This window comes from Kitasatospora sp. GAS1066B (assembly GCF_041262605.1).
Classification (GTDB): domain Bacteria; phylum Actinomycetota; class Actinomycetes; order Streptomycetales; family Streptomycetaceae; genus Kitasatospora.
In genome coordinates, this window is the sequence record NZ_JBGCCO010000003.1 from 223,210 (window position 1) to 244,550 (window position 21,341).

The window sequence follows — 21,341 nt, forward strand, 5'->3', positions numbered from 1 at the left end:
CAGGACTGAACTCCCGTGACTGTCAACGAGACCTACCTGCGACGGACCCTGGCGGGCGACCGCGGCCTGCTGGACGCGGTGCGGGACGCGAAGCTCCCCGAGGCGTTCGCCAACGCCTTCGGCAAGGTCCTGCTGCCGCGGCCGTTCTTCGTCCCCGAGACCGAGATCCGCTCCTTCGCCGACGACCTCGCCGTCTTCTTCGAGCTGCTGTTCTCGATCCCGCAGCGCCTCTTCGACGGCGACCTGGGCCGCTACTGCGAGGCGCTGGGCATCGACCGGCCCCGGGCGGCCGTCATGCGCCGGCTGGCCGACCGGCCCGCGCTCTACGGGCGCGCCGACCTCAGCCACGACGGCGAGTCGTTCAAGCTCTTCGAGCTGAACGTCGGCAGCACGCTCGGCGGGACGGACCGCGCCGAACTCGCCCGCACGCTGCTGGAGGTGCCGGCCTTCCGCGACTTCGCCGACGAGCAGGGCCTCGGCTACGTCCACACCGGCGAACGGCTGGCCCAGACGCTGCGCGAGGTGGCACTCCCGCTGACCGACGGCGCCGAGCCGGTCGTCGCCTACGTCGAGCACAACGGCGGCCTGACCGGCACCAACCACCTGGCCCGCTCCTTCGCGGAGATGATGGCCCGCGCCGGCATCGACCTGGTCGTCGGCGAGATCGGGCAGCTCGAGGAGGTCGACGGTCGCCTGCACCTGCACGGCCGCCGGATCGACGTGGTGCTGCGGTACTTCACCCCCAACGAGATCGTGGACGACCCGGACGGGGCGCGCGACCTCGAACCGGTCCTGCGCGCCCACGAGGAGGGCCGCGTCGTCCTGTGGACCACACCGCAGAGCGCGCTGTTCGGCAACAAGGGCGCCATGGCGCTGATGTCGGACCCACGGGTGCGCGCGGGCCTGTCGGACGCCGAGACGGCACTGGTCGACCGGATCCTGCCCTGGACCCGGATGCTGACGCCCGAGTTGGTCGACCACTGCCGCCAGTACCGCGACGAGCTGATCCTCAAGCCGCGCGCCGACTACGGCGGCGCGGGCATCGTGGCCGGCTGGGAGAGCACCGACCGGGAGTGGCAGGAGACGCTCGACGCCTCCGTCGACGCGGGCTTCATCGTCCAGCGCCGGGTCGGCGCCCGCCCCGAGACGGTCGTCGACCCCGACACCGGTGAGCTCAGCGAGTGGACCGCGACCTGGGGCCTGTTCCTGCTCCCCTCCGGCTACGCCGGGTCCTACGTCCGCGCACTGGAGGACTCCGCCGGCGTCGTGCGCGCCGGGACCTTCCGCACGACGACCGTGTTCCACACCCCCGATCCGGCTCCGGCGGACCGGGCCGGGTCGGCGACCGCCACGAAGGACGCGGCGTGGCAGGCAATCTGACCCAGGGTGAGGCACGGGAGCGCGCGGCGATCCTCTCCGTCGACTCGTACCAGGTCCTGATCGACCTGACCCGGGGCCCGGACAGCTTCCGCTCCACCACCACCGTGCGCTTCGCCTGCGCGGAGCCGGGGGCGGGCACCTTCATCGAACTCGCCGGCGCCGACGTCCACGACGTCGTCCTCAACGGGGAGCGGCTGGCGGGCACTGCGCAACAGGGCACCACGCAGCCGGGCACTGTGCAGCCGGGCCGGATCGCGCTGCCGGGCCTCGCCGCCCGCAACGAGCTGCGCGTCGAGGCCGACTGCCGCTACTCGCGCACCGGCGAGGGTCTGCACCGCTTCGTCGACCCCGTCGACGACCGGGTCTACCTCTACAGCCAGTTCGCGACCGCCGACGCGCAGCGCGTCTTCGCCTGCTTCGACCAGCCCGACCTCAAGGCGAAGTTCGAGCTGACCGTGATCGCGCCCACCGGCTGGGAGGTGCTCTCCAACGCGGCCCCCGACCGGCCGGCGCAGTCCGCCGGGTCCGCCACGACCTGGCACTTCCCGCCCACCGAGCCGCTACCGAGCTACGCCCTGGCGCTGGTGGCGGGCCCGTACGCGGTCGCCCGGGACCACTACCGGGCGCAGGACGGACGGGAGTTCCCGCTGCGGCTGCTCTGCCGCGCCTCGCTGGCCGAGCACCTCGACGCCGACGTCCTCTTCGACATCACCAAGCGTGGCTTCGACTTCTTCCACGACGTCTTCGGCACCCCCTACCCGTTCGCCAAGTACGACCAGGTCTTCGCACCCGAGTTCAACGTCGGCGCGATGGAGAACGCCGCGTGCGTCACGGTCAACGAGAAGTACGTCTTCCGCTCGCGCGCCACCGCGGCGCTGCGCGAACGGCGGGCCGAGACCCTGCTGCACGAGATGGCGCACATGTGGTTCGGCGACCTGGTGACCATGCGGTGGTGGGACGACCTGTGGCTCAACGAGTCGTTCGCCACCTACGCGGGCGTGCTCGCCCAGACCGAGGCCACCGAGTGGACCGGCGCCTGGACGACGTTCGCCAACCTGCGCAAGGCGGAGGCGTACCGGCAGGACCAGTTGCCCTCGACGCATCCGATCGCCGCGGACATCCCCGACATCGCGGCCACCGAGGTCAACTTCGACGGGATCACCTATCTCAAGGGCGCCTCGGTGCTCAAGCAGCTGGTCTCCTACGTCGGTCGGGACAACTTCCTGGCGGGGATCGGGCGGTACGTACGCCGCCATGCCTGGGGGAACACGACGCTGGCCGACCTGCTGGCCGCGCTGGAGGAGACCTCGGGGCGCGATCTCGCCGCCTGGTCGAAGCAGTGGCTGGAGACCTCCGGCGTCAACACCCTGCGGGCCGAGTGGGCGTACGACGAGGCCGGCCGGGTCACCGGCTGCACCGTCGTGCAGGAGGCCCCCGAGGAGCAACCGGTGCTCCGCGCGCACCGGATGGCGATCGGCCTCTACGACCGCGGGCCCGGCGGCATCGTGCGGCGGCGCCGTGTCGTGCTCGACGTCGTCGGGGCCCGCACCGAGGTGCCCGAACTGGTCGGCGAGCCGCGTCCGGACCTGGCGCTGCTCAACGACGACGACCTGACCTACGCCAAGGTCCGGCTCGACGAGCGGTCGCTGGCGACCCTCCTCGGCCACCTCGGCGAGATCCGTGATCCGCTGGCCGCGGCACAGGCCTGGACGATCGCCTGGGACATGACCCGTGACGGCGAACTGCCGGCCCGCGACTACGTCCGCCTCGTCGTGTCGGGCCTGCGCTCGGTCACCGACGCGACGCTCGCGCAGACCCTCGTCGACCAGGCGCGCAAGGCCGTGCACGACTACGCGGCGCCGCACTGGCAGCCGATCGGCCGGCAGACGCTCGCGGCCGCGGCCCACCAGCTGCTGGAGACGGCCGAGCCGGGCTCCGACCTGCAACTGGTCCACCTACAGGCGCTCCTGGGGGTGGCCGTGGCGCCCGCGCAGCTCGCCGTGCTCCGCGGCATCCTGGACGGCACCTGGCGGCCCGAGGGCCTGACGGTCGACGCCGACCTGCGCTGGGCGGTGCTCCGCCGGCTGGTCGCGTGCGGGGCCGCCGGAGCCGCCGAGATCGACGCGGAGCTGCGCGCCGACGGCTCGGCGGCCGGCGAGCGCCACGCGGTCGTCTGCACCGCGGCGATCCCGACCGCCGACGCCAAGGAGGCGGCCTGGCAGCGGATCCGCTCCGGCGCACTGCCCAACAGCCTGCTGCGGGCCACCCTCGAAGGCTTCGCCGAGCCCGACCACCGGGACCTGCTGGTGCCCTTCGCCGACCGCTACTTCGCCGAGATCGCCCAGGTCTGGTCCGACTGGGCCGGCGGCATGGCCCAGCGCTTCGCCCGGGACGCGTTCCCCTCGGGAGCGATCGGCGAGTCGACCCTGGCCTCGGCGGACGCCTGCCTCGCCCGCGCGGACCTGCCCGCGGCCCTGCGCCGCCTGCTCGCCGAGGGGCGCGACGAGATGGCGCGGGCGATCCGGGCTCGGCGCCGTGACGCCGTGGCCACGCCCTAGGGCGTGTGTGGCGGATCTTTCCGGGCCAGCGGCTCCCCCCGGCCTTCGGCCCGAAAGGGCACCTTCGGGCCGAAGGCCTGTGGCCCGCGCGCCGATCCGAAAAGATCCGCCGTAGAGGCCCTAGTGACACCCGCGACCTTGTTCATCTGGAGGAACCACTGATGGAGTCGGCAGAGATCCGCCGCCGCTGGCTGCGCTTCTACGAGGAGCGCGGACACACCGTCGTCCCGTCGGCGTCCCTGGTCGCCGACGACCCCACCCTGCTGCTGGTCAACGCGGGCATGGTGCCGTTCAAGCCGTACTTCCTGGGCGAGGTCAAGCCTGCCTTCAGCACGGCCACCAGCGTGCAGAAGTGCGTGCGGACGCCGGACATCGAGGAGGTCGGCAAGACCACCCGGCACGGCACGTTCTTCCAGATGTGCGGCAACTTCTCCTTCGGCGACTACTTCAAGGAAGGGGCCATCAAGCTCGCCTGGGAGCTGCTGACCTCCTCGGTGGCCGACGGCGGCTACGGCCTGGAGCCGGAGAAGCTCTGGATCACCGTCTACCAGGACGACGACGAGGCCGAGCAGATCTGGCGCGAGGTCGTGGGCGTGCCGGCCGAGCGGATCCAACGCCTGGGCAAGGCCGACAACTTCTGGTCGATGGGCGTGCCGGGACCGTGCGGCCCGTGCTCGGAGATCAACTACGATCGCGGCCCCGCCTACGGCGAGGAGGGCGGTCCGGCCGTCAACGGCGAGCGGTACATGGAGATCTGGAACCTGGTCTTCATGCAGTACGAGCGCGGCGCCGGCACCGGCAAGGACGACTTCGAGATCCTCGGCGACCTGCCCGCCCGCAACATCGACACCGGCCTGGGCCTGGAGCGCCTGGCCACCATCCTGCAAGGCGTCGACAACCTCTTCGAGATCGACACCAGCCGGCTGATCCTGGGCCGGGCCGCCGAGCTGACCGGCCACCGCTACGGCGCCGGCGAGAAGAGCGACGTCTCGTTGCGCGTGGTCGCCGACCACATCCGCACCTCGGTGATGCTGGTCGCCGACGGCGTGACCCCGGGCAACGAGGGCCGCGGCTACGTGCTGCGCCGGATCCTGCGCCGCGCGATCCGCAACATGCGCCTGCTGGGCGCCACCGAGCCGGTCGCCCGGTCGCTGACCGAGGTGACCATCGAGGCGATGGGCCCGCAGTATCCGGAGCTCTTCGCGGAGCGGCAGCGGATCGAGACGGTGATCGTCGCCGAGGAGGCGTCGTTCCTGCAGACCCTGCGCAGCGGCACCGCCATCCTGGACACGGCCGTCGCCGAGACCAGGTCGGGCGGCGCCACGGTGCTCGCCGGTGCCAAGGCCTTCCAACTGCACGACACCTACGGCTTCCCGATCGACCTCACCCTGGAGATGGCCGCCGAACAGGGCCTCGCGGTGGACGAGGACGGCTTCCGCCGGCTGATGCAGGAGCAGCGCGACCGCGCCAAGGCGGACGCCCGGGCCAAGAAGTTGGGCCACGCCGACGTCTCCGCCTACCGCGCGGTGGCCGACCGCTCCGGCGCCTGCGTCTTCACCGGCTACAGCGCCACCGAGGGCGAGGCCACCGTGGTGGGCCTGCTGGTCGACGGCGTGCCGGCGCCGGCCGCGCAGGAGGGCGACGAGGTCGAACTGGTCCTGGACCGCACCCCGTTCTACGCCGAGGGCGGTGGCCAGCTCGCCGACCACGGCCGGATCCGGCTCGACTCCGGTGCCGTGGTGGAGATCCGCGACGTGCAGCAGCCGGTGCCCGGGGTGATCGTGCACAAGGGCTCGGTGCTGGTGGGCGAGGTGGTGGTCGGCGCCCACGCCTACGCGCGGCTCGACCTGGAGCGCCGTCGGGCCGTCTCCCGTGCGCACAGCGCCACCCACCTGACCCACCAGGCGCTGCGTGACGCGTTGGGTCCCACGGCCGCGCAGGCCGGCTCGGAGAACGCGCCGGGCCGGTTCCGGTTCGACTTCGGCTCGCCCGCCGCGGTGCCCGGCAGCGTGCTGGTGGATGTCGAGCAGCGGATCAACGAGGTGCTGACGCGTGAACTCGACGTCACGGCCGAGGTGATGACGATGGATCAGGCCCGCAAGCAGGGTGCGATCGCGATGTTCGGCGAGAAGTACGGCGACTCGGTGCGGGTGGTGACCATCGGCGACTTCTCCAAGGAGCTGTGCGGTGGCACGCATGTCGGCAACACCGCCCAGCTGGGTCTGGTGAAGCTGCTCGGCGAGTCCTCGATCGGCTCGGGGGTGCGTCGGGTGGAGGCGCTGGTCGGCGTGGACGCCTACAAGTTCCTGGCCCGCGAGCACACGGTGGTGGCGCAGCTGACCGAGCTGGTCAAGGGCCGTCCGGAGGAGCTGCCGGAGAAGATCTCCGCGATGCTCGGCAAGCTGAAGGACGCCGAGAAGGAGATCGAGCGGTTCCGCGCGGAGAAGGTGCTGGCCGCAGCGGCGGGTCTGGCCGACTCGGCCGAGGACGTGCGGGGTGTGGCGCTGGTCGCGGCCCGGGTCGCCGACGGTGTCGGCGCGGACGAGCTGCGCAAGCTGGTCCTGGATGTGCGCAACCGGTTGGGCTCGCGTCCGGCCGTGGTCGCGGCCTTCACGGTGGTGAACGACCGTCCGCTGACCGTGATCGCCACCAACGAGGAGGCCCGCGCGCGCGGCGTCAAGGCCGGTGAACTGGTCCGCACCGCCGCCAAGACGCTCGGCGGTGGCGGTGGCGGCAAGGACGACGTGGCCCAGGGCGGCGGCACCGACGCCCGCGCCGTGGACGCCGCCATCGCCGCCGTGCGCCACAGCGTGCACGGGAACGGCTGATCGCGTGCTGAGCGGCTACCCCCTGCCGCTGCGGGGTGCGGCGCATGTCTGGCTCGGCGACGGGAGTTCGTCCGATCCGGTCCAGGACCTGACGTTGCTCTCCGACACCGAGCGGAGCCGATGTACCAGGTTCTTCAGCCCCGAGGACCGGCGCCGTTACGTCGCCGCCTGGGCCGCGGTCCGCAGGGTGCTGGCCGGCTACCTGGACACCGGCCCCGGCGAGATCCGGCTGGGCGCCGGCCGGTCCGCGGCGCGGGACAGCGGCAGCTACCCGCAGCTCGTGGTGGAGACGTCGCAGCCGCGCGTCTGCCTGAGCGTCGCCCGGTCCGAGGATCTGTGGGTGCTCGGGCTGGCGGTCGACGACCCGATCGGGGTGGACGTCGAACACGTCCGCGGGTTCGACACCGAGGGACTCATCGACCGGTGTCTGGCACCGGAGGAGCAGCGGCAGGTGCGGACGCTGTCCGGCGGCGCGCGCGACGCGGCCTTCGTGCGGGCCTGGACCCGCAAGCAGGCGGTCATGAAGGCGGCGGGCCTGCCGCGCGCCACCGCGCCGCACCAGGTGCTGGTGCCATCGCGCGGGCCCACCGTGGTGCGGGTCGAACTGCTGCGCGACGCCCTGCGCGCACCGGGCGGCTGGCTGGTGCAGGACCTGCCGCCGGCCGGGTCCGCGCTGGCGGCGATCGCCCGGCCGGAGAGCTGCGCGGGCCCCGTGAACTGGTACGACGGCACGAGCGGGAACACCCCGGTGGGCCTCGGCCTTCCAACTCATAGCGCCGACCATGAGGAGATGTCAGAGCATGCTTGAAGCAACCGAGCCCGGTGACCGGAAGTTCCTCTTCCTGCTGGGCAGCGCCCGCCAGGGTGGCAACACCGAGACGCTCGCGCGCCGCGCGGCGGCGGGCCTGCCGGCGGACGTGCAGCAGCAGTGGCTGCGCCTGAGCGACCTGGCGCTCCCGGCCTTCGAGGACCGCCGGCACGACGGCGAAGGCATCTATCCGGACCCGGTCGACGAGGCCCGGGTGCTGCTCGACGCCACCCTGGCCGCCACCGACCTGGTGATCGCCTCGCCGCTCTACTGGTACAGCGTCTCGGCCAGCACCAAGCTCTACCTGGACCACTGGTCGGGGTGGATGCGCGTGGCGGGCCTGGACTTCAAGCCCCGGATGGGCGGCAAGACGATGTGGGCGATCAGCGCGCTCGCGACCGACGACCAGAGCGTGGCCGACCCGCTGCTCGGGACGCTGCGCAACAGCGCCGACTACATGGCGATGCGGTGGGGTGGCTCGCTGCTCGGCTACGCCAACTCTCCCGGCCAGATCCTCACCGATGCCGAGGCGCTGGAGAAGGCGGGGTCGTTCTTCGGCTTGGCGGAGCGACTCGCGGACCGCCCGCTCCAGCACAGCTGAGCTCCACCCGATCACGCTGACGGTGCGTCTTCGACGCGCCGTCAGCCGCGTTCTGGTCGCGTACGACCTTGGCAGGTCGTGCGGCGCGGAGGCCGCTGCTCGACGTCTGGTCAGCAGGGCACACCGGTCAGGACCTCCGGGGCTGCGGGTCGTCGCCGTCGGGCAGTCCGCCGCGCAGCAGGAAGCCTGCCTGGAAGCGGGAGGCGGCGCCCAGTTGGGTCATGATCTCGGAGATGTGGCGCTGGCAGGTGCGCTCCGAGACGCCGATCCGGCGGGCGATGCTCTTGTCGTCGAAACCCTCGGCCAGCAGCTTGGTGATCACGTGCTTGATGTCCCTGGAGACGGCCTTGGCCTCCTCGCGCGCGTAGCCGGTCGGGAAGTCGAGGGAGGCCAGCCAGGCGCGGTCGAACGCGGCGATCATGAAGGCGACCACATCGGGGTCGCGCACCACCAGGGCGGCGCCGGAGGACTGGCGCACTCCCATGATCCCGGTGGTCCGGTCGAAGATGATCATCCGGACGAGGCCGTCGCCATGGGTGCGGACCTGACCGCCCAGCGCGGCGACGCGTTCGGCGTAGGCGACGGCGGGCGGGTTGTAGCGGGCGGAGTGCTGGTAGATCGAGCGCATGCCGACGCCGCGGCGCAGCATGTCCTCGTCGCGGGTGACGGCGTCCTCCAGGTGGTCGATCGGGCGGCCGCCGCCCGGCTGTGAGGTCAGCACCTCGTGTTCGCAGCAGGCGGCCAGCTCGGTGAGCAACTCGCGGACGGCGTGCACATCGGTGATGAGCTCCAGCGAGCCGCGCCGGCCGCCCCGGGTGGCGGAGGCGTAGACGGGCGCCAGGCCCCGCAGGGTGCTGCGCACCTCCTCGAGGGCGAGTTGCCGCCGGTGCGCCTCCTGCTCCGCCGGGGCCAGCAGGCGGGCGGCCGCGGAGTCGGGGGCCACACAGACCCAGCCCTCGCCGTCGACGGCCGGTTGGAGCAGCCGCAGTCGAACCAGCAGCGCCACCGCCTCGTCCGCCGCCGCCGGTGGGAGCTCCAACGCGTCGGTGAGGTCCACCGATCGGAACTGATCGTGACGGGCCGCGTACCGATAGATACGAACGGCATCCTCAGTCAAGACCGGTGCACCGAGTGTAGACAGGAGTTCGTCACCTATGTCCAGCTTTCCCATAGTTGGTTCACCCTTCTGAATCCCGCCTGCCAGGAACATGATCCCCGGTAGCTGCTGACCTGCCACTGTCTGGATGAAATGTTTGAGGTGACGGGGGGACAGCGTGCCGTCCCGCGTAGAGCCACTCACCTCTCCGGAAGTTCGCGTCATGACGAAACGTCAACTCTTTCCCTTGCTGGCCACCGTGGCCCTGACGGCCTTCGCCTTCCAGGGCGCTGCCGCATCGATGGCGGGCCCGACCGCCGCCGGATCGGTCCCGCGCACCGTGCGGACGGTGCGGCAGGACTCCGCACTGATGGCCGGTCAGAGCGCCCCAACCACGGGCGCACCGGCCGGCGACACCGGCTGGGGCTGAGCCCCGATCAGGGCGCCCCACAACGAATGTCACTGAAAGTCATCAAGCGCCGATCGCGCTGACGCACAGTTGCTTTTCAATTGCTCAGGGGGTCTTCTATGTCTGCTACGCCCATCACCGGACACTCTGCATCCTTGACAGCGTCGGACTCCGACCTGCGGTCCGTCGTCGACGAGATCACCGGATGGCTCCGTTCCGCGCCCGAGACGGTGGACGCCGCGCTCACCGGCGCCGAGCGCCTGCGGATCCTCGACCAGGTGACCGCCATCAACGCGGCCGCGGCGAAGAACGACGGGGCGGCCCTGTACGCACAGCAGTTCCTGCTGGACCGGATCTACCGGATGCACACGCAGTTGACCGACCAGCCCACCGCCGAGGGCTCCTCGGCCATCCATGAGATCACCCGGCTGCTGGAGGCCGCCACGGCCGAGGCCCAGGACCGGCTGATCGAGCCCGGCCTGATCGACCAGGCCCCTGCCGAGCCCCGCGCCTACCTGTCCTGGCTCAAGCAGCTGGCCCGCGAGCACCGGGTCTACAAGCACCCCTACTACCACGAGTTCGTCCGCAACCAGGCGACCACCGACGACCTGCGCAACTACGTGATGCAGGAGTCGGTGGTGGACGGCCGGTTCGACGACCTGCTCGCGATGATGCAGGTCGGCACCGCCGGCGCGGCGAAGATGGAGATCGCCGCCAACTTCTGGGACGAGATGGGCAACGGGGACCACGAGCAGGTCCACACCCACCTGTTCAACAAGATCTTCGAGGTCTTCGACATCCCCGACAGCGAGCTGGAGAGCGCGCTGACGGCCAACTCGCTGCTCAACGGCAACCTGGCGGTCATGCTCTGCCGGTACCGCACCCTGTACCCGGAGGCGGTCGGCTACCTCGGCATGACCGAGTGGATGGCTCCCGACCGCTTCGTGCAGGTGGTGCACGCCTGGGAGCGGCTGGGGCTGCCCGAGGTCGGCATCACCTACCACAAGCTGCACATCACCATCGACTCCCAGCACGCCCAGGGCTGGTTCCACAACGTGGTGCTGCCGGCCGCGGAGTCCGAGCAGATGCGCCGCGCCATCGCGCGCGGCATCCTCTGGCGCCTGAACGCCTCCGCGGCCTACCTCGACGAGCGCATGCCGATGATCGCCGCCTGATCTCCCGTCATGGGACACCGTCCTCGTTCGCAGCATGAGCATCATGAAAGGCATCACCATGCCCCTCGGTAGCCAGGGATTCACCGTCATCGACCTGCCGGAGATCGAGCCGGACCTTCTTCCGAGCTATGACGACTGCCCGGTCGACGAGTACATGGGCAACGGCACCCGTTTCAAGCGTTTCTCACAGTACAAGCTCGAGCCGGCCGGGGCGGCGGACTGGACGTTCGAGCGCCTCGCCCACCGCGACTACACCACGTTCAAGAAGTTCAACTCGGTGGGCGGCGGCATCCGCCGCGTCTACGAGCCGATCAAGGTGGACTTCACCCCGCTGATCGCCTTCGGCGTCAAGGAGCTCGGGCTCGACCGCTCCGAGGCCTGGCAGATCAACGTCCACCAGAACCGGACCAAGGCGGACGGCGGCAAGCCCGGGCCGCTCACCCCCGAGGGCGTCCACCACGACGGCCACGAGTTCGTCATGATCGCCGTGCTGAACAAGGAGAACGTGGCCGGCGGGATGACCCGGCTGTGGCACGAGGGCGACGAAGCGCCCTTCTGGACCGGCACGTTGGAGCCGGGGCAGGCCGTGCTGCTGGACGACCGCGGGCTGGCGCACGACGTGACCGACGTGCTGTCGGCGGACGGCCGGCCGGGCCACCGCGACATCGTGATCATCGCCTTCTCCCGCTGGGCCGAGAAGTGGTACGGCGACGAGCACGACGAGGCGGCGCTGACCGACCAGGAGAGCTGAGCCACCGCTCCAGGAGAGAGGTGCCGGGCCCGTTCCCCCGCGCGATCCGCGGGGGAACGGGCCGCACCCGCAGGCCATCGACCGGACACCACAAGAGACGGGGCCATGACCGACTTCGCCAAGTACCAAGCGCTGGGCAACGACTATCTGGTGATCGACCCCCGGCACAGTGACTTCACCCCCTCTCCCGACGCGGTCCGGCTGCTCTGCGACCGCCACTTCGGCGTCGGCGCCGACGGCGTGCTGTTCGGCCCGCTGGAGCAGCCGCGTCCCGGTGTCCCGGTGCGGCTGCGCATGTTCAACTCGGACGGCAGCGTCTGCGGCCGCAGCGGCAACGGGCTGCGGCTGTTCGCGCTGTATCTTGCTGAGGAAGACGGTCAACCCCACTTCACCGAAGAGGAGTTCACCGTCCTGACCGAGTCCGGCGAGGTCGCCGTGCGGATCCTGGACCTGGCCGCCGGGGTGGTCCAGGTCGCCATGGGACAGCCCGGCTTCGCCGCCGCCGACGTCCCGCTGCTGGCCGAGGACGGCGGCGCGCCGGCCGGCCTGGCGGTCTCCGTCCCGCTCACCGTGGGCGAGGAGCGGTTCACCGTCACCTCGCTGAACAACGGCAACCCGCACACCGTGGTCCCGCTGCCCGAGGTCGACGCCGACCTGGCCCGGCGCCTGGGCCCGCTGATCGCGCGTCACCAGCGCTTCCCGCAGGCCACCAACGTGCAGTTCATGCAGGTGCTGGACCGCGCCACGGTGCGGATCGAGGTCTACGAGCGCGGCGCCGGCTACACCCTCGCCTCCGGCAGCAGCGCCTGCGCGGCGGCCGCGGTCGCCGCGCGCCTGGGCCTGGTGGACCGCCGGGTCGAGGTCCTGATGCCCGGCGGCAGCATCGACATCAGCATCGCCGAGGACGGCGGGATCACCATGACGGGCGGCGCCGAGCAGGTGGCGAAGGGGTTCTTCGCACCCGCCCTGGCCGCCCGGCTGCGCGCGCACGGCCGGGCCCCTGCTGCCGCTGTCGCCACCGACCAGCCTGCGGGAGCGACGGTATGACCGCCGGATACCCCATGCAGCGCTGGGTGTTCCAGGACGCCGCCGGACGCTTCGACATCGACCTCGGCGGCAGCAACATGCGCCCCTGGACGATGCGCGAGCTGACCGTCCCCGACGAGCTGAGCCTCGACTACGGACACGACCGCGGCATCCTCGCCCTGCGCGAGGCGGTGGCCGGCCTCTACGGCGGCACCGCCGACTCGGTCCTGATCACCCAGGGCGCCCAGCAGGCGCTCTACCTGGTGTACGCCACGCTGCTGACCCCCGGCGCGCAGGTGATCACCTTCCGCCCGGGCTGGCAGCAGTCCTGGGACATCCCGGCCGACCTGGGCTGCCGGGTCGACGCCGTCGGCTACCGGCCCGACCTGTCCTTCGACATCGAGGCCGCCCTCGCCTGCGCCGGGCCCGACCTGCGGCTGATCGTGGTCAACTCCCCCTGCAACCCGACCGGTCGGCGGATCGCGGAAGCCGACCTCGGCGTCCTGCTGGAGCTGGCCGAGCGCACCGGCGCCCACCTGCTGCTGGACGAGGAGTACCGGCTGGACCTGGCGGGCTCGCCGGCGCTGCGTAGCGACCGGGTGGTGTCGGTGTCGAGCCTGTCGAAGGTGTACGGCTTCCCGGGGCTGCGGGTCGGCTGGCTCTACGGCTCGCCGGAGTTCGTCGAAGCCTGCATGCGCCGCAAGTTCTTCTCCACCATCGCCAACTCGGTGCTCTGCGAGACGCTCGCCTGCGAGGTGCTGCGCGACCGCGAGCGGTACGTGGGCACCTACCGCGAGGTGACCGGGGCCGGGCTCGAGCTGGTGCGTGACTTCGCCCGGCGCAACGCCGACGCGGTCGAGCTGGTGGAGCCCGAGGACACCCCGTTCGCCTGGCTCTGGCTGCGGACGGGCGAGGCACCTCTGGAGATGTGCCGGCGGGCGTTGGACGCCGGCGTCCTGCTGATTCCCGGCGAGACCCTGGGGGCCCACGACGGCTTCCGGGTCTGCTTCGCCCGGGAGTCCGCCGTGGTCGCCGAAGGCCTGCGGCGCACCGAACGCGTCCTGCGGCCCGCCACCGCGGCGACCGCGGCCGCTGATCAACTACTGAACGATGTTTCGAATGGAGTGGTGTAGCCATGGCGCGCGCTGACGAGGCGACGGCAGTGGAGCCTGCGACGGCCGGGTCCGAGTTGCGACTCTCCTCCGGCCAGGAGCAGTTGTGGTTCCTGAACGAGATGTCCCCCGGCGAGACCACCTACAACGTGACCAGCGCCTACCGGCTGCGCGGTCCGCTGGACGAGGACGCGATCCGCGGGGCGCTCGATCTGCTGGTCGAGCGGCACGACATGCTGCGGGTGAGCTTCCACGCGAGGGACGGGGTGCCGCACCAGGTGGTCGCACCGCACACGCCGGTGCGGCTTCCCGTCGTGGATCTGTCCGGCTCGGCGCCGCAGGCCCGGGAGGAGGCGCTGGACGAGGCCCTGCGGATCGAGGCCGACCTGCCCTTCGACCTGGCGACCGGGCCGATGTACCGGTTCCAGCTGTTCCGGCTGGCCGCCGACCACCACGTGCTCTGCTGCAGCTACCACCACATCATCACGGACGGCTGGTCGGGCGGGGTGATCAGCCGGGAGCTCGCCCAGGCCTACCGTGACCTGCGGGCCGGGCGGACCCCCGAGCTGCCGCCGGCCCGCGCGACCTATGCCGACCACATCGCGCAGCAGCACCAGCAGCGCGCCGACGGCGAGTGGGCGCAGGAGCTGGACTTCTGGGCGGAGCGGCTGGCCGGCCTGCCGGTGCTGGAGCTGCCGGCCGACCGGGTGCGGGCGGCCCAGCCGACCCAGGACGGCGAGACCTTCCAGGTCGACTTCCCGCTGGACCTGCTGGTGAAGGCCCGTGAACTGGCCCACGAGCGGGGCGTCTCGCTCTTCATGGTGCTCACCGCGGCCCTGAACGTGGTGATCGGCCGCTACACCGGCGAGGAGGACATCCCGCTGGGCATGCCGATGCTCGGCCGCCCCGAGGAGGAACTCGAGGACGTCGTCGGGCTGTTCATCAACATGACGGTGCTGCGCACCGACCTGTCCGGCGATCCCACCTTCGCGGAGCTGGTCGACCGGCTCGCCGAGGCGAACCTGGACACCTACGACAACCAGAACGTCCCGTTCGACCAGGTGGTCGACCGGGTCCAGCCGGTCCGCGAGCCGGGCCGCAACCCGCTCTTCCAGATCGCCACGCAGGTCCTGGGCGAGAGCACCTCGGGCTTCGGCTTCGACCTGGAGGGCCTGGAGTCGGAGATCGTCCCGGTGGCCGGTACCCGGTCCCGCTTCGACCTGTCGTTCACCTTCGTCGAGGGCGCCGAACGGCTGCGGCTGACCGTGGAGTTCGCCACCGACCTGTTCGACCGCTGGCGCGTCGAGGGCCTCACCGACCAGCTCGGCACGCTGCTCGCGGCGGCCGTGGCCGACCCGGAACTGCCGATCTCCCGGCTCCCGTTGCTCACCGAGGCGGAGCGCGCGCGGCTGCTGGCGGTCGGCCGCGGCGAGGACTTCGACTACCCCACCGAGCCGGTGCACGCCACCATCGCCCGGATCGCCGCCGAGCGGCCCGAGCTGGTGGCGGCGGTCTGCCGCGGGGTGGAGATGACGTACGGCGAGCTGGTCCGGCGGGCCGGGCTGCTGGCCCGCCACCTGCGCTCGCTGGGCGTCAAGCACGAGCAGGTGGTCGCCATCGCGATGGACCGCGACCTGGACGCCCTGGTGGCGATCCTGGGCGTGATGTTCTCCGGCGCCGCCTACACGATCATGGATCCGGCGCACCCCAACGCCCGCCTGGACCACATGCTGCGCGACACCCAGGCCCCGCTGGTGATCACCCGCTCCACGGCGGTCGCCGAGCTGCCCGAGTCCAGCGGCTGGGGCACCGTGCTGATCGACACCGAGTGGGCGGCCATCGAAGCCGCAGCCGATACCGAGCCGCTGGAGGAGTGGGCCGACCGCGAGTCGCTGGTCTACATCCTCTACACCTCCGGCTCCACCGGGATGCCCAAGGGCGTCATGATCGAGCAGCGCGGCCTGCGGATGTTCGTCGAGGCCTACCGCCGCACCTTCGGCGAGTGGACCTCGGAGGACCGCCTGCTGCAGCTGCCCGCGCTGACCTTCGACATGTCGCAGGGCGAGATCTTCGCCGGCCTGATCAGCGGCGCCGCCATGGTGCTGGTGGCCCCCGAGGACGCCTCCTCGCCGGAGTCGCTGGCGGCCCTGATGCGCGATCAGCGGGTCACCTACGCCGGTCTGTCGCCCGCGATCCTCTCGCTGGTGGAGGCCGAGCCCTACCCGCACCTCAAGTACGTGATGGGCGGCGCGGAGGCGCTGCCCGGCGAGCTGGTCACCAAGTGGAACCTGCCGGGTCGCAAGTTCGTCAACCTGTACGGCCCCACCGAGGCGTCGGTGGCGACCACCGAGTACCTCTGCGAGCGGATCGAGTGGCAGTCCTCGCCGCCGATCGGACGCCCGGAGTTCAGCCGCCTGCACTACGTGGTCGACAAGGCGAACAACCTGGTCCCGATCGGGGTCCCCGGCGAGCTGCTGATCGGCGGCGACGAGGGCCTGGCCCGCGGCTACCTGAACCTGCCCGAGCTGACCGACGAGAAGTTCACCCCCGACCCCTTCCTGGGCGAGGGCCGGGTCTACCGCACCGGCGACCTGGTGCGCTGGACCCCCGACCTGCAGATCGACTTCATCGGGCGGCTCGACCACCAGGTGAAGCTGCGCGGCCTGCGGATCGAGCTCGGCGAGATCGAGTCCGGGCTGGTCGCCCACCCGCGGGTGCGGATGGCGATCGTGCTGCTGCGCGAGGACGGCGGCGAGAAGCAGCTGGTCGCCTACTACACCGTGCTCGGCGAGGTGTCGCCGACGGTGGACGAGCTGCGCGCCCACCTGGGCCGCACGATGCCCGAGTACATGGTGCCGACGGCCTACGTCGAGCTGGCGGAGTTCCCGCTGACCCCGGCCCGGAAGATCAACCGGGCGGCCCTGCCGGCCCCGGTCAACCTGGCCGGTGGAGACAGCTACGTGGCCCCCGGCACGCCCACCGAGGAGCAGGTGGCGGAGGTCTTCGCCGCCGTGCTCAGCGCGGAGCGGGTCGGTTCGACCGACAGCTTCTTCGCGCTCGGCGGCAACTCGCTGCAGGCGATGCGGGCCGTCAGCCGGCTCAACAAGCGGTTCGGGGTCAAGGTCAACGTCCGCACGCTGTACGGCAATGCCACGGTCGGCGGGGTCGCCGCGGCGGTCGAGGAGCTGCTGGCGAAGAAGCGGGAGACGGCCAAGTCCGGTGGCTGACGGTCAGGAGAGCACACTCGTCCCGCTGTCCGAGCCGGGCAGCCTGCCGCCGCTGTACTGCGTGCACCCGGTCTCGGGCTCGCCGTACGGCTACTCGGTGCTGACCCGGACGCTGGGGGCGGACCAGCCGGTGTTCGGGTTCGAGGCCCCGGGCTTCGACGGGATCGGGGAACCGGCCGCCGACATGGCGGAGTTGGCCGAGCGGCACGTGGCCTCGCTGCGTGCCGCCCGGCCGCACGGCCCCTACCACCTGCTCGGCTGGTCGCTGGGCGGGGTGGTGGCCTACGAGATGGCCCGCCGGCTGACCGCCGCCGGCGAGCGGGTGCCGGTGCTGGTGCTGGTCGACTCCCCGGTGCCCGAGCCGATCGAGTCCTGGCCGCTGAGCTCGATGCTCCCGCACTTCCTGCGGGACCTGCTCGGGCTCACCGCGGGCCGCACGCCGGAGTTGGACGCGGCTCTCGCAGGACTGGGCGACGACTCCCCGCTGGTGGAGTGGTTCGCCGCCGCCGAGCGGTCCGGGCAGTTCCCCGAGGAGCTGGACGCGGAGTTCCTCGAAGAGCGCTTCACGCTCTTCGAGGCGCACGTCTCGCTGCTGATGCGGCATCGGATCGAGGCCGTCCACCAGGGCACGCTGATCTCGGTCATGGCGGCCGAGTCGGACCCGGCCGAGACGCGGTGGGGCCCGCTGGCCACCCGGGTCGAGGAGCACACCGTGCCCGGCGACCACCACTCGATGTGGACGGGGGAGGGCCTGGCGGCGCTGAGCGCCGTCGTCGCGGCCGCCCTGCGCGCGGCCCGCGCCGAACCCGAGGAAGGAGGCACGGTGTGACGGACAAGGTGGACGACGCCGCGCAGGAGGCGGTGGAGGAGGTGCCGGAACTCGCCGCGGCACCGCCGCCGGCGGGCGCGCTCTGGCGCAACCGGGACTTCGTCACCTTCTGGACGGGGGAGACCCTCTCCCTGTACGGCACGCAGATCACCACGCTGGCGCTGCCGCTCACCGCGGTGCTGGTCTTCAACGTGGGCCCCGAGCAGCTGGGGCTGCTGCGCTTCGCCCAGCTGGTGCCCTTCCTCGCCCTCGCGCTGCTCTTCGGCGTCTGGGTGGACCGGGTCCGCAAGCGGCCGGTGATGCTGGGTGCCAACCTGGTCCGGATGGCGCTGATCAGCCTGGTGCCGATCCTGCACTACACCGGGACGCTGCGGCTGTCGCTGCTGTACCTGATCGCGGTCGGCATCGGGGTGGCGACGGTGCTGTTCGACGTCAGCTGGATGTCGTACGTGCCGGTGCTGGTGAAGGACCGCCGGTACCTGATGGAGGCCAACACCAAGCTGAACGCCACCTCGGCCTCCTCCGACATCGCCGGCCCGGGCCTTGCCGGTGTGCTGGTGAGCGCCCTGTCGGCACCCGCCGCGATGGCCGCCAACGCCTTCTCCTACGCGCTGTCGGTCGTCTCGCTGCTGATCATCCGCACGCCGGAGCCCAAGCCGGCGGCACCGGAGACCAAGCGGCGGCTGCGCACCGAGGTGGCCGAGGGGCTGCGCTGGGTCTTCGGGAACACCTGGCTGCGGGCCATGGGGCTGGTCGGCTGCTCCTGCAACTTCTTCCTCACCATGGTGCAGACGCTCTTCCTGCTCTACGCGGTCCGCGAGAAGCACCTGCCGCCGGCCGCCGTGGGGTTCATCATGGGCGCGGCGGCGGTCGGCGGCCTGCTCGGCGCCATGTTCTCCGCGGTGGTGGTGCGCCGGTTCTCGGTGGGCACCGTCTACCGGGCCTCGGTGTCGGTGATCTTCCTCGGCCCGCTGCTGGTTCCCGCCGCGGGCGGGCCGCGCTGGCTGCTGATCTCGCTCTTCGTGGTCTCCTTCTTCGTCGAGTACTTCGGCAGCAGCGTCTCGAACGTGCTGATCGTGAGCCTGCGTCAGACCATCACCCCGCACAAGCTGATGGGCCGGATGACCGCCGGCATGCGGATGCTGCTCTACGGCGGCGGTGCGCTGGGCGGCCCGGTCGGCGGGCTGCTGGCCGGGCTGATGGGGCTGCACGCCGCGCTCTGGGTCGCCGGGGTGGCCGCCGCCGTGATGCTGGTCCCGATCATCCTCTCGCCGGTGGGTAAGCTGCGGGAGATGCCGCCCTCGGCCGAGGAGGGTGCGGCCGTCGGAGGTGCTTGAGGTGAGCGTCTACCACCGGGGCGAACGGGCCGTGCAGAGCCGGGTGGACGTGCTCGCCGAGGCCGACCGGATCGGCCGGAGCGTCGGGCGCGGCATCAGCGAGATGGCCGGGGTCTTCCTGGGCGTCCAGCGGATGCTGGTGCTCGGCGCGGCGGACGACGAGGGGCGGCTGTGGGCCTCGCCGCTCACCGGGCCGGCCGGCTTCGCCCGGGCCACCGGCCCGTACACCGCCGCCGTCGCCGCCCGCCCGGTGGCCGGCGACCCGCTGGCCGAGGCGCTCACCGCGCGCCCGGCCCCGGTCGGGGTGCTCGCCCTCGATCCCCGGATCCCCCGCCGGCTGCGCGTGAACGGCACCGCGCGGCCCACCCCGCGCGGGCTCGCGATCGACACCGAGCAGGTCTTCGCCAACTGCCCCAGGTACCTGCGCAGGCGTCGACTCCTGGACGGCGCACCGGTTCTGGCCACCGGGCCAGGACCGGTGGCCAGAACCGGTGCGCTCGACGCCGAGCAGCGGCAGCTGATCGGCCGCTGCGACACCTTCTTCATCGCCACCGCCGCCGACTCCGGCAGCGCGGACGCCAGCCACCGCGGCGGCGACCCCGGCTTCGTCCAGGTGCTCTCGTCCACCCGGCTGGCCTGGCCGGACTACCCGGGCAACGCGATGTTCATGACCCTCGGCAACCTGGAACTCGACGCCCGCGCCGGCCTGCTGTTCCTCGACTGGACGACCGGGGCCACCCTGCACCTCACCGGCACGGCTCACGCCGAGTTCGGCGCGGCGGGTCGCACCGTGCACTTCGAACTGGCCGAGGCGGTGGCGAACCCGGCCGGCAGCCCGCTGCGCTGGTCGACCCCCGAGCCCCTCGATTCGGGCCGTCGCCAGCCGATCTGACCGACCGTTACGATGCCCGCCATGGACGTACGATCAGCGTTCGAATCCGAGCGGGAGAGCTTCCTGCGCACCCTGCTGGCCGCCTTCGGGCAGCTCCCGCAGCCCCCGGCCCAGGGGCAGGGCGGCTGGTGGTACGCCTACGAGATGGACCGCAACCTGTTCGCCGAGCGGGACGGCGTGCCGATCGGCACCGCCGGCGCGTACAGCTTCGAACTCACCCTGCCCGGCGGCCCGGTGGCCCCGGTCGCCGGGGTGACCGCGGTCGGCGTGCTGCCCACCCACCGGCGGCAGGGGGTGCTGACCGCGCTGATGCGCCACCAGCTCGACCAGCTGTGCGGGCAGGGCGAGTTCCTCGCCGTGCTGATCGCCTCGGAGGCGCTGATCTACCGCCGCTTCGGCTACGGCCCGGCCACCTTCCGGCAGCGGCTGACCGTGCCGCGCCACCGGGCGGCCGTCGCCGGACCCGCGGTGCCCGGTTCGATCGAACTGCGCGAGCGGGCCGGCAGCGCCGAGCTGCTGGCCGAGATCTACGACCGCTACCGGCGCACCCAGCCGGGCGAGCTCTCCCGCCCGGCGCACTGGTGGGCGCTGGGCGCGGGGCAGCCGCCGGTGTCCCTCGCCCCGCGCCACCTCGCCGTGCACCGCGATCCGAGCGGCACCGCCGACGGCTACGCCAGCTACCTGGTCGGCCCCACCGATCCGGTCTCCCGCACCCGGGAACTCACCGTGGACGAGATCGTCGCGGTCGACAGCGCGGCGCACCGGGCGCTGGTGCGCTACTGCCTCTCGCACGACCTGGTCCACCGGGTCGTGCTGGCCAACCTGCCGCCGGAGAACGACGTGCGCTGGCAGCTGGCCGATCACCGCGGCGCCCAGCTGACGGAGGATCAGGACGCGCTCTGGCTGCGCCTGCTCGACGTCCCGCGCGCGCTCACCGCCCGCCGCTACCTCGCCGACGGGCGGCTGGTGCTGGACGTCCTGGACCCGTTCCGTCCCGCCACCGGCGGCCGGTACGAGCTGACCGTGACCCCGGACGGCGCGCGCTGCGAGCCGACCGAGCGCGAGCCGGACCTCACCCTGGACATCAGCGACCTGGCCTCGCTCTACCTGGGTGGCGTGGCCGCCGGCGCCCTGGTCCGGGCCGGCCGGATCCGGGCCCACCACCCGCGGGCCGCCGCCCGCGCGGACGCCCTCTTCCGCACCGAGCGGCCCCCGCACTGCCTGCACGCGTTCTGACCGGGCCGCCGCCTGGCGCGAGCCGTGCGGTGACCGGCCCCCGGCCCGCCGATCCGTCCCGGCATGCCCGGCGCGG

16 protein-coding genes are annotated in these 21,341 nt (G+C 72.1%); 15 read left to right on the plus strand and 1 reads right to left on the minus strand.

From position 1 onward, the window contains the following. The first annotated feature begins 15 nt into the window (after positions 1-15). From ABH937_RS04420 to ABH937_RS04440, 5 genes are all read left to right on the plus strand, one after another. On the plus strand, positions 16-1,380 hold the full coding sequence (locus ABH937_RS04420) for a hypothetical protein (protein WP_370217282.1): 1,365 nt from the start codon (positions 16-18) through the stop codon (positions 1,378-1,380). Further along, positions 1,365-3,938, plus strand: coding sequence for an aminopeptidase N (pepN, locus tag ABH937_RS04425; protein ID WP_370217284.1), 2,574 nt, complete (start codon positions 1,365-1,367; stop codon positions 3,936-3,938). The genes ABH937_RS04420 and pepN overlap by 16 nt, the downstream gene beginning before the upstream one ends. A gap of 161 nt (positions 3,939-4,099) precedes the next feature. Next, on the plus strand, positions 4,100-6,766 hold the full coding sequence (gene alaS, locus ABH937_RS04430; protein ID WP_370217285.1) for an alanine--tRNA ligase: 2,667 nt from the start codon (positions 4,100-4,102) through the stop codon (positions 6,764-6,766). A 4-nt stretch (positions 6,767-6,770) separates the two neighbouring features. Further along, complete coding sequence (locus ABH937_RS04435) at positions 6,771-7,574, plus strand: 4'-phosphopantetheinyl transferase superfamily protein (RefSeq protein WP_280691652.1); 804 nt, start codon at positions 6,771-6,773, stop codon at positions 7,572-7,574. Then, a complete protein-coding gene (locus ABH937_RS04440) occupies positions 7,567-8,175 on the plus strand; it encodes a flavodoxin family protein (RefSeq protein ID WP_280691653.1) in 609 nt (202 codons plus the stop codon). Before ABH937_RS04435 ends, ABH937_RS04440 begins: the two co-directional genes overlap by 8 nt. 127 nt (positions 8,176-8,302) lie before the next feature. Here ABH937_RS04440 and ABH937_RS04445 read toward each other — a convergent pair whose 3' ends face one another. Further along, complete coding sequence (locus ABH937_RS04445) at positions 8,303-9,232, minus strand: helix-turn-helix transcriptional regulator (RefSeq protein WP_280691654.1); 930 nt, start codon at positions 9,230-9,232, stop codon at positions 8,303-8,305. Between the two features lie 262 nt (positions 9,233-9,494). Here ABH937_RS04445 and ABH937_RS04450 point away from each other — a divergent pair, with 262 nt between their 5' ends. The 10 genes from ABH937_RS04450 (at position 9,495) to ABH937_RS04495 (ending at position 21,265) form a co-directional block, all read left to right on the plus strand. Beyond that, positions 9,495-9,701, plus strand: a complete 207-nt coding sequence (locus ABH937_RS04450) for a hypothetical protein (protein ID WP_370217287.1) — start codon at positions 9,495-9,497, stop codon at positions 9,699-9,701. 134 nt (positions 9,702-9,835) lie between these two features. Beyond that, on the plus strand, positions 9,836-10,855 hold the full coding sequence (locus ABH937_RS04455; protein WP_370217288.1) for an iron-containing redox enzyme family protein: 1,020 nt from the start codon (positions 9,836-9,838) through the stop codon (positions 10,853-10,855). A 34-nt stretch (positions 10,856-10,889) separates the two neighbouring features. Then, positions 10,890-11,606, plus strand: a complete 717-nt coding sequence (locus ABH937_RS04460; RefSeq protein ID WP_370146679.1) for a 2OG-Fe dioxygenase family protein — start codon at positions 10,890-10,892, stop codon at positions 11,604-11,606. 105 nt (positions 11,607-11,711) lie between these two features. Continuing rightward, positions 11,712-12,653: a diaminopimelate epimerase gene (gene dapF / locus ABH937_RS04465; protein ID WP_280691658.1), complete on the plus strand. Its 942-nt coding sequence runs from the start codon at positions 11,712-11,714 to the stop codon at positions 12,651-12,653. After that, positions 12,650-13,765 carry a pyridoxal phosphate-dependent aminotransferase gene (locus ABH937_RS04470; RefSeq protein WP_370217290.1) on the plus strand — a complete coding sequence of 372 codons (1,116 nt, stop codon included), beginning with the start codon at positions 12,650-12,652 and terminating at the stop codon, positions 13,763-13,765. Before dapF ends, ABH937_RS04470 begins: the two co-directional genes overlap by 4 nt. 2 nt (positions 13,766-13,767) lie before the next feature. After that, positions 13,768-16,971, plus strand: a complete 3,204-nt coding sequence (locus ABH937_RS04475; protein WP_280691660.1) for an amino acid adenylation domain-containing protein — start codon at positions 13,768-13,770, stop codon at positions 16,969-16,971. Continuing rightward, positions 16,964-17,800: an alpha/beta fold hydrolase gene (locus ABH937_RS04480; RefSeq protein ID WP_280691661.1), complete on the plus strand. Its 837-nt coding sequence runs from the start codon at positions 16,964-16,966 to the stop codon at positions 17,798-17,800. Before ABH937_RS04475 ends, ABH937_RS04480 begins: the two co-directional genes overlap by 8 nt. Next, positions 17,797-19,137 carry an MFS transporter gene (locus tag ABH937_RS04485; protein WP_280691662.1) on the plus strand — a complete coding sequence of 447 codons (1,341 nt, stop codon included), beginning with the start codon at positions 17,797-17,799 and terminating at the stop codon, positions 19,135-19,137. Before ABH937_RS04480 ends, ABH937_RS04485 begins: the two co-directional genes overlap by 4 nt. Before the next feature lies 1 nt (position 19,138). After that, positions 19,139-20,029, plus strand: coding sequence for a pyridoxamine 5'-phosphate oxidase family protein (locus ABH937_RS04490; protein ID WP_280691663.1), 891 nt, complete (start codon positions 19,139-19,141; stop codon positions 20,027-20,029). 21 nt (positions 20,030-20,050) lie between these two features. Then, positions 20,051-21,265 carry a GNAT family N-acetyltransferase gene (locus tag ABH937_RS04495; protein ID WP_280691664.1) on the plus strand — a complete coding sequence of 405 codons (1,215 nt, stop codon included), beginning with the start codon at positions 20,051-20,053 and terminating at the stop codon, positions 21,263-21,265. The last annotated feature ends 76 nt before the right edge of the window (positions 21,266-21,341 follow it).

What these genes read in the sequence shown, in the direction of transcription:
- alaS (WP_370217285.1), top strand. Translation starts at nt 4,100, where the DNA reads ATGGAGTCGGCAGAGATCCGCCGCCGCTGGCTGCGCTTCTACGAGGAG.
- ABH937_RS04440 (WP_280691653.1), top strand. Translation starts at nt 7,567, where the DNA reads ATGCTTGAAGCAACCGAGCCCGGTGACCGGAAGTTCCTCTTCCTGCTG.
- ABH937_RS04450 (WP_370217287.1), top strand. Translation starts at nt 9,495, where the DNA reads ATGACGAAACGTCAACTCTTTCCCTTGCTGGCCACCGTGGCCCTGACG.
- ABH937_RS04460 (WP_370146679.1), top strand. Translation starts at nt 10,890, where the DNA reads ATGAGCATCATGAAAGGCATCACCATGCCCCTCGGTAGCCAGGGATTC.
- dapF (WP_280691658.1), top strand. Translation starts at nt 11,712, where the DNA reads ATGACCGACTTCGCCAAGTACCAAGCGCTGGGCAACGACTATCTGGTG.
- ABH937_RS04470 (WP_370217290.1), top strand. Translation starts at nt 12,650, where the DNA reads ATGACCGCCGGATACCCCATGCAGCGCTGGGTGTTCCAGGACGCCGCC.
- ABH937_RS04475 (WP_280691660.1), top strand. Translation starts at nt 13,768, where the DNA reads ATGGCGCGCGCTGACGAGGCGACGGCAGTGGAGCCTGCGACGGCCGGG.
- ABH937_RS04495 (WP_280691664.1), top strand. Translation starts at nt 20,051, where the DNA reads ATGGACGTACGATCAGCGTTCGAATCCGAGCGGGAGAGCTTCCTGCGC.